The organism is Roseomonas sp. TS2 (assembly GCF_058833935.1).
This window is the reverse complement of the sequence record NZ_JCACVY010000193.1, coordinates 1-8,082: the sequence shown is the minus strand read 5'-3', so window position 1 is coordinate 8,082 and position 8,082 is coordinate 1. Positions and strand designations below refer to the sequence as shown.

The following is an 8,082-nucleotide window of genomic DNA, read 5'->3' as shown; positions in this document are numbered from 1 at the left end:
GGCGGGGCGGGCGGCACGGAAGCCAGGTTGGGGTAGGCCCCTTCCGTTCCGGGCGGCAGGGGCCGGCCCTCCAGCGGCGGGCCGAAGGCGTTCTTCCAGAATTCCCGCGGCCCTTCCGTCGGGGAGCCGACGCAACCCGCGAGCGAGAGCGCGAGCAGCACAATGCCGCAGGCCGCTTGATGCCCCCTCGCGCCAGCCCTACCTTGCAGACGGCCTCGGTCGCTGCGCTGGTCCATGCTCCGCCTCTTCTCGCCCATTCCCTGGGCATTAGCCCGAAAGGCGGGGTCGGCGGAAGGCCGCGCGGAACCGTGCAGCCAAGCCCGGGTTCCCCGTGTGGCGAAACGAAGGCTTCAGGGTCCGCGTGCCACAAGGCGGGCTCGCGAAATCGCAGGAAGCAGGCGCCAAAGGCGCGGAGGGACGCATGGCCAAGGACGACACCCCCCCGGACCCGGGCGCATTCCGCCTGCCGGACCCCGCCCTCGTCTCCCGCACCATGGCCGATGTGGCGGAGCGCGGGCAGCGCATCGTGGCCGACTTCCTGCGGCGCCAGGCCGGCGAGGCGCCGGGCGGCGGCGCGGACGGGCCGGACCCGATGCATATCGGTACCGCCTTCATGGAGATGACCGCCCGGCTGATGACCAACCCGGCGCGGCTGATGCAGGCGCAGCTCGGCTTCTGGCAGGACTACATGACGCTGTGGCAGAACACCGCGCGCCGCATGTGGGGCGGCGAGGTGAGCCCCGTCATCGCCGAGGACCCGAAGGACCGCCGCTTCAAGGACGAGGCGTGGCGGGACAACGAGGTGTTCGACTTCATCAAGCAGTCCTACCTGCTCTCGGCGCGCTACTTCACCAACGTGGCGCACGCGGCCGACGACCTCGACCCCAAGACGGCGCAGAAGGTGGATTTCTACACCCGCCAGTTCGTCGACGCGATGAGCCCGTCCAACTTCCTGATGACCAACCCGGAGGTGCTGCGCCGCACCGCCGAGACGGGCGGCGAGAACCTGCTGCGCGGCCTGCAGAACCTGCTCTCCGACCTCGAGCGCGGCAAGGGCAAGCTGCGCATCCGCATGACGGACGAGACCAAGTTCAAGATCGGCGAGAACATCGCCGTCTCGCCCGGCAAGGTCGTCTACCAGAACGAGCTGATGCAGCTCATCCAGTACAGCCCGGCGACCGAGACGGTGCTGAAGCGGCCGCTGCTGATCCTGCCGCCCTGGATCAACAAGTTCTACATCCTCGACCTGCGGCCGAAGAACAGCTTCGTTCGCTGGGCGGTGAGCCAGGGGCACACGGTGTTCGTCGTCTCCTGGGTCAATCCGGACGAGCGGCTGGCGGAGAAATCCTTCGAGGACTACATGCTCGAAGGGCCCTATGCCGCGCTGGACGCGATCGAGAAGGCCACGGGCGAGAAGGCCGTCAACGCCATCGGCTACTGCCTCGGCGGCACGCTGCTGGCCTCGACGCTGGCGCACATGGCGGAGAAGCGGGACACCCGCATCAAGTCCGCCACCTTCTTCACCACCATGGTCGATTTCGCCGAGGCGGGGGAACTCTCCGTCTTCATCGACGAGGAGCAGCTGCAGTCGCTCGAGGAGCGGATGCAGAAGCGCGGCTACCTCGAAGGCCGCGAGATGGCCACCACCTTCAACATGCTGCGCGCCAACGACCTGATCTGGTCCTTCGTCGTGCAGAACTACCTGATGGGGCAGGAGCCCTTCCCCTTCGACCTGCTCTACTGGAACGACGACAGCACCCGCATGCCGGCGGCCATGCACAGCTTCTACCTGCGCCGCATGTACCAGCAGAACGATCTGGCCAAGCCGGGCGGCATCACCCTGGCCGGCGTGCCGCTCGACCTGCGCAAGGTCAAGCTGCCCACCTACATCCTCTCCACGCGCGAGGACCACATCGCGCCCTGGAAGAGCACCTACAAGGCGACGCAGATCTATGGCGGGCCGGTGCGCTTCGTGCTGGCCGCCTCAGGGCACATCGCCGGCGTCGCCAACCCGCCGGAATCCGGCAAGTACAGCCACTGGGTGGCCGACAGCCTGCCGGCCGAGCCGGATGACTGGTTCGGCGCCGCCACCGAGTTCGCCGGCTCCTGGTGGCCGGACTGGCACCGCTGGGTGAGCGGGCTGGACAAGGCGCAGGTGCCGGCGCGAACCCCGGGCGAAGGCGGGCTGCTTGCGATCGAGGACGCGCCGGGGAGTTATGTGAAGGTCATCGGGACCGATTGAGGGAAGGCTGGGGGAAGGAATTCCCCCAGGCCCCCATCTTTTTTCTGCCAGTCAGGCGGGAGTCAGTTCCTGTTCGACCAGGGACGACCAGAAGGCGATGCCGGTCGGCAGGATGTCGTCGTTGAAGTTGTAGCGCGGGTGGTGCGTCGAGAAGTTCGGCCTGGCCGGGTCCATCTGGCCCAGGCGGATGAAGCAGCCGGGCACCGTGCGCGCCATGTAGGAGAAGTCCTCGCCCCCCATGGTCGGCGGCGCCTCGCGCACCAGCATCCCCTCCCCCGCCAGCTTCGCCGCCGCCAGCTGCGCGCGCTCCACGGGGGCATCGCTGTTCACCACGGGCGGATAGCCGCGCTCATAGTCGATCTCGACGCGGGCGCCATGCGCCTGGGCGGTGGCGGTGGCCACCTCGGTCAGCAGGCGCTGCATCTCGTCGCGCGTCTCGGGGCGCAGCGTGCGCACCGTGCCCTCGATCACCACCTCCTCGGGGATGACGTTGCAGGCGCTGCCGCCATGGATGCTGCATAGCGAGAGCACGGCGGAATCCAGCGGGTCCACCCGGCGGCTCACCACGCTCTGCAGCGCCACCACGATGTGCGAGGCCACCAGCACCGGGTCCAGCGCCTGGTGCGGCCGCGCGGCATGGCCGCCCAGGCCGCGCACCGTCAGCTTCACCGTGTCGGCCGCCGCGTTGGTGGTGCCGCGGGTGATGACGAACTGCCCCTTCGGCACGTTGGAGCCGTTGTGGATGCCGTACACCGCGTCGCAGGGGAAGCGGGTGAACAGCCCCTCCTCCACCATCACCCGGCCGCCGCCGCCCTTCTCCTCGGCCGGCTGGAAGATGAAGTGCACCGTGCCCTCGAAGTCGCGCGTCTCGGAGAGGTAGCGCGCGGCGCCGAGCAGCATGGCGGTGTGGCCGTCATGGCCGCAGGCATGCATCACGTTCGGCACGGTGGATTTGTAGGGCAGGTCCTCGGTCATCTCCTGCATCGGCAGCGCGTCCATGTCGGCGCGCAGGCCGATGGCGCGGCCGGCATTGGCGCCCTGCTGGCCCCGGCTGCCGCGCAGCGTGCCGACCAGCCCCGTGCCCGCGATGCCGCGCGTCACCGCGATGCCCCAGCTCTCCAGCTTTGCCGCGACGAACTCGCTGGTCCGGTGCTCCTCGAAGGAAAGCTCCGGGTTGGCGTGCAGGTGGCGGCGCCATTGCGTCGCCTCGGCGGCGATGGCGGCGAGGCGGGGGTCGGTCTCTTGCGGCATGGGTTCGGCTCCGGCGGTTGCGAACCGCGCCAGCCTTGCCCCGTCCCGCCCGCATGGCAACACGGCGCGGGACAAAAAAAGGGCCGGAGGGGGTGCCTCCGGCCCGGTCGTCAACGCCTCAGCGCGAGGAGTTGCGGAAGTCGCTGTCGCGCCAGTTGCGGTCCTTGCGGGCGCCGGCGGCACCCGGCGGCATGCCGCGGCCACCGCGCGGGGCGGCGCCCTGCGGCCGGCCGCTCGCGCCCTGCGGGCGCGGGCCACGGCCGCGCGGCGGCTGCTTCTTCGGCTGCGCCGCCTCGGCCTCGGCGCGCGCCGCCGGGCTGCGGCGGTCCTCGGCCGGGATCTTCATGGCGATCAGCTTCTCCACCGCCTTCAGCTTCACCACCTCGTCCGGCGCGCAGAAGGCGATCGCCTCGCCGCTGGCGCCGGCGCGCGCGGTGCGGCCGATGCGGTGCACATAGGCCTCCGGCGTGTCCGGCAGGTCGAACTGGAAGACATGCGTCACGCCATCGACGTCGATGCCGCGGCTGGCGATGTCGGTGGCCACCAGGATCGGCGCGCGGCCGTTGCGGAACTCGGCCAGCGCTCGCTCGCGCTGGCCCTGGCTGCGGTCGCCATGGATGGCGTGGGCGTTGATGCCCTCGGCCACCAGGTGCTTGGCCACGCGGTCGGCGCCGTGCTTGGTGCGGGCGAAGACCAGCGCGCGGCCGATGGCGGAATCACGCAGCATCTCGGCCAGCAGCACGCGCTTCTGGCTGGCGTCGATATGGATCAGCCGCTGCTCCACCCGCTCCGCCGTGGAGGCCACGGGGGTGACGGAGACGCGCGCCGGGTCCTTCAGCAGCTCGTTGGCGATCTTGGCGATCTCCTCCGGCATGGTGGCGCTGAAGAACAGCGTCTGCCGGTTCTTGGACATCAGCCCGGTGAGCTTGCGGATGGCGGGCCAGAAGCCGCGGTCCAGCATCTGGTCGGCCTCGTCCAGCACCAGCACCTCGACGCCCTGCAGGCGGGCGGCGCCGGTCTGCACGTGGTCGAGCAGGCGGCCCGGCGTCGCCACCAGGATGTCCACGCCGCGCGAGAGCGCCTGCACCTGCGGCCGCGCGCCCACGCCGCCGAAGATGACCGTGGAGGACAGGCCCATGAAGCGGCCATAGGCGCGGATGTTGTCGTGGATCTGCGAGGCCAGCTCGCGCGTCGGCGACAGGATCAGCACGCGGCAGCCGCCGCGCGGGGCCGGCGCCTTGCGGTCGGCCAGGTGGTGCAGGATTGGCAGCGCGAAGGCGGCGGTCTTGCCGGTGCCGGTCTGGGCGATGCCCAGCAGGTCGCGGCCCTCGAGCACCAGCGGGATGGCCTGCGCCTGGATCGGGGTGGGGGTGGTGTAGCCTTCCTGGGCCAGGGCGCGCAGCAGCGGTTCGGCCAGGCCGAGGGACGTGAAATCGGTCATCAACATATCCAAGATTCGGCGCACGCCATGACGGCCGCACCGGTTGCGGGTCAGGACGCCCCGCGTGGATGGGTCGTACCGAAGGGAGAAGGTCCGGGGGGTTTGTCCCGGGGCCCTGGCATGGCCGCCGCCGATGAAGGGCGGGCGGTCCGTTCACGCAGCCAGGGCGCGGCCGGCACTTCCCCATGGAGGCCGGCGTCGCTCATATGCGCGCGCCGAGGCCTTGACGCAAGTGCGAAGACGCGGACGCGGGGCAGCCATGGCCAGGGCGGCCGCCATGGTCTAGCCTGTCGGCAATAGCCCCCCTCCCGGGGGCCGGGGCCGCAGAACGCCCCGGGGAACGAGTCCGAGGACGACACCATGCCCACCCGCCGGGGCCTCCTGGCCTGCCTTCTTCCCGTGCCGGCTCTGCCGGTGCTGGCCCTGCCGTTGCTGGCCCGCCCTGCCCTGGCCCAGGCCGCCTGGCCCTCCGCCCGGCCGATCGAGATCATCGTCCCCTACCCGCCGGCCGGCGGCATCGACATCATGGCGCGGCTGGCAGCCAAGCACCTGCCGAACCACCTGCCCGGCGCGCGCTTCGTCGTCACCAACCGCGTCGGCGCGGGCGGGCAGACCGGCAACGAGGCGATCTTCGCGGCGCGCCCCGATGGCCACACGCTGGGCGCCATCGCCAGCCTCTCCCTCAGTTCCATCCCGCTGGAACGGCCGGTGCGCTGGAAGATGGAGGAGTTCACCTACGTCGCGCAGCTGGTGGAGGACCCCGGCGCCCTCTGGGTGCGCGCCGATTCCCCGCTGCGCGGCCTGGGCGACCTGAAGGCCGCCGCCGCCAAGGCGCGGGAGGCCGTCTCGGTCGGCTCCGCCGCCGGCATCGGCTCGGACGACCACCAGCTGCTGCTCGCCTTCGAGGAGGTGGCGCAGGTCCGCGCCCTGCACGCGCCCTACAACGGCACCGCCCCCGTCATCCGCGACCTGCTGGGCGGGCAGCTCGACGTCGCCTCCTACAATCTCAGCGAGGGCATCTCCCTGTTGCAGGAGGGGCGCACACGCTGCCTCGGCGCCGCCGCGCCGGAGCGCTGGTCCGCCATGCCGGAGGTGCCAACCTTCCGGGAGCAGGGCTTCGATGTCGTCGGCGGTTCGGCGCGCGGCTTCGTGGCGCCGCCCGGCCTGCCGGAGGAGATCGCCGCGCCGCTCGCGGCCGCCTTCCGCGCCACCCTGGCCGACCCGGCCTTCGTCGAGGAGGCCGCGAAGCTGAACCTGCCGATGCGCCCCCTCGTCGGCGCCGAATACCGCGCCGCCGCCCTGCGCGAGGCGGAGGGCGTGAAGGACCTCTTCCGCCGCCGCCCCTGGGGCAACGGGTGACCGCCATGGCCGATCTCTCCCTGCACACCGTGCTGGTGCCCGATCCCATCCACCGGGACGGGCTTGAGATGCTGCGCGAGGCCCCCGGCCTGCGCCTCCTCACGCCCGAGGCGCTGACGCCCGAGACCCTGCCCGGCCATCTGGCCGAGGCGGAGGCGATGATCGTGCGCGGCATGACGGTGGACCGCGCCCTGCTCGACCGCGCGCCGAGGCTGCGCTTCGTCTGCCGCCACGGCGTCGGCTACGACAATGTGGACGTGCCGGCGCTGACCGAGCGCGGCATCCTGCTGGCGGTGACGCCGGAGGCCAACGCCGCCTCGGTGGCCGAGCACACGCTGATGCTGATGCTGGCGCTGTCCCGCCAGGTGGTGGCCTTCAACGCCGGGGTGCGGCGCGGCGAGTGGCGGGTGCCCGGCCAGTCCGCCACCTTCGACCTCGGCGGCCGCGCCGTGCTGATCATCGGCTTCGGCCGCATCGGCACGCGGGTGGCGCGGCTCTGCGCCGCCTTCGGGCTGCGGGTGCGGGTGCACGACCCCTTCATCCCCGCCAACACCATCCGCGGCCTGGGCTACGAGCCGGCGCGCGACCTGCCGGCGGCGCTGGCGGAGGCGGACATCGTCACCCTCCACTGCCCCTCCAACGCCGAGACGCGGAACATGGTGAATGGCGGCTTCCTGGCGGCGATGAAGCCCGGCGCCGTGCTGATCAACGCCGCCCGCGGCACGCTGGTGGAGGAGGCGGCGCTGGAGGCGGCGCTGCGCTCCGGCCATCTGGCGGGGGCGGGGCTCGACGTTGTGCAGGTGGAGCCGATGCAGAGCCCCATCCCGCTGCTCGGCCTGCCGAACGTGGTGATGACGCCGCATGTGGCCGCCAGCACCGCCGAGGGCTTGCAGCGCATGGCCACCGCCTCGGCCCGCAACGTGCTGGACTTCCTGGCGGGCCAGCCGGACCCGGACGCGCTGATCAACCCGGAGGCGCTGCGGCGCAACGCCTGACCACGGGCGCCGCCCTCAGCGCGCGCGCAGCGCGAAGAGGGCGGCGAAGGCGGCGAAGCACAGCCCGGTGGTGAGCCACAGCGCGCCGGCGCCATGGGCTTCCATCAGCAGGCCGAACAGCAGCGGCGCCCCCGCCTGCAACAGCCGCGCAGGGGCGGAGAGGATGCCCTGCCGCTGCCCGTAGCCGACCGGCCCGAACACGGCGAGCGGCAGCGTGCCCTTGGCGATGGTGTGCAGCCCGTTGCCGCCGCCATGCAGCAGGGCGAAGGCCGCCGCCGCCGGCCCGCCCAGGAACAGCAGGGCCAGCGCGCCGATGCCCTGGATGACGCAGGCCACCCGCGCCATCCACAGCGGGTGCAGGGCGCGCAGCAGGCTGAACTGCAGGAAGCGCGCCGCCACCTGCGCCGGCCCGGTGAGGGAAGCGGCCAGGAGGGCGGCCTCGGGCGAGGCGTCGGCGGCGGCCAGCAGGGCCGGCTGGTGCGCGCCGATGGCGGCGGTGATGATGCCGGTGGCGGCGAAGACGAAGCCCAGCACCCACATGGCCTGCGGCGGCGCCGGCACCTCCGGCCCCTCGGCGGCGGCCTTGGGCGCGGGGGGCGGCGCGGCGGGCACCAGCAGCCGGTTCAGCGGCAGCCCCAGCCCCAGATGCAGCGCCGCCCAGACCAGGCAGGCCCCGCGCCAGCCCAGCTCGGCATCGAGGAAGGTGCTGAGCGGCCAGCCGACGGTGGAGGCGAAGCCGGCGAACAGCGTGACGCCGGTGATCGGCCCCTTGGCCAGCGCGCCGTACAGGCCGG

General features: G+C 72.2%; 7 protein-coding genes. 3 read left to right on the top strand and 4 right to left on the bottom strand.

What is annotated here, in order from left to right; all coding sequences use genetic code 11:
- The coding region (locus ACZJYS_RS20760) for a hypothetical protein (protein WP_493180178.1) at positions 1–236 on the bottom strand (236 nt) is incomplete at its 3' end.
- A gap of 185 nt (positions 237–421) precedes the next feature.
- Between ACZJYS_RS20760 and ACZJYS_RS20755 the strand changes: the two genes are divergently transcribed.
- Complete coding sequence (locus ACZJYS_RS20755; protein WP_493180177.1) at positions 422–2,242, top strand: PHA/PHB synthase family protein; 1,821 nt, start codon at positions 422–424, stop codon at positions 2,240–2,242.
- A 51-nt stretch (positions 2,243–2,293) separates the two neighbouring features.
- Here the strand turns inward: ACZJYS_RS20755 and ACZJYS_RS20750 are convergent, their stop codons facing one another.
- Together ACZJYS_RS20750 and ACZJYS_RS20745 are read right to left on the bottom strand one after the other, a co-directional pair.
- On the bottom strand, positions 2,294–3,493 hold the full coding sequence (locus tag ACZJYS_RS20750) for a M20 aminoacylase family protein (protein WP_493180176.1): 1,200 nt from the start codon (positions 3,491–3,493) through the stop codon (positions 2,294–2,296).
- A gap of 118 nt (positions 3,494–3,611) precedes the next feature.
- Complete coding sequence (locus tag ACZJYS_RS20745; RefSeq protein ID WP_109516019.1) at positions 3,612–4,934, bottom strand: DEAD/DEAH box helicase; 1,323 nt, start codon at positions 4,932–4,934, stop codon at positions 3,612–3,614.
- Positions 4,935–5,294: 360 nt separating this feature from the next.
- On the opposite strand from ACZJYS_RS20745, the gene ACZJYS_RS20740 reads away from it, so the two are divergent.
- Complete coding sequence (locus tag ACZJYS_RS20740) at positions 5,295–6,293, top strand: tripartite tricarboxylate transporter substrate binding protein (RefSeq protein WP_493180175.1); 999 nt, start codon at positions 5,295–5,297, stop codon at positions 6,291–6,293.
- 5 nt (positions 6,294–6,298) lie between these two features.
- Positions 6,299–7,288 carry a hydroxyacid dehydrogenase gene (locus ACZJYS_RS20735; protein ID WP_379633548.1) on the top strand — a complete coding sequence of 330 codons (990 nt, stop codon included), beginning with the start codon at positions 6,299–6,301 and terminating at the stop codon, positions 7,286–7,288.
- Positions 7,289–7,303: 15 nt separating this feature from the next.
- Here ACZJYS_RS20735 and ACZJYS_RS20730 read toward each other — a convergent pair.
- Positions 7,304–8,082: MFS transporter (locus tag ACZJYS_RS20730; protein WP_493180174.1), on the bottom strand; the 779-nt coding region annotated here is incomplete at its 5' end.

Excerpts from the sequence above, each read along its gene's own strand:
- ACZJYS_RS20740 (WP_493180175.1), top strand. The coding sequence starts at position 5,295 with ATGCCCACCCGCCGGGGCCTCCTGGCCTGCCTTCTTCCCGTGCCGGCT.
- ACZJYS_RS20750 (WP_493180176.1), bottom strand. The coding sequence starts at position 3,493 with ATGCCGCAAGAGACCGACCCCCGCCTCGCCGCCATCGCCGCCGAGGCG.
- ACZJYS_RS20745 (WP_109516019.1), bottom strand. The coding sequence starts at position 4,934 with ATGACCGATTTCACGTCCCTCGGCCTGGCCGAACCGCTGCTGCGCGCC.
- ACZJYS_RS20735 (WP_379633548.1), top strand. The coding sequence starts at position 6,299 with ATGGCCGATCTCTCCCTGCACACCGTGCTGGTGCCCGATCCCATCCAC.
- ACZJYS_RS20755 (WP_493180177.1), top strand. The coding sequence starts at position 422 with ATGGCCAAGGACGACACCCCCCCGGACCCGGGCGCATTCCGCCTGCCG.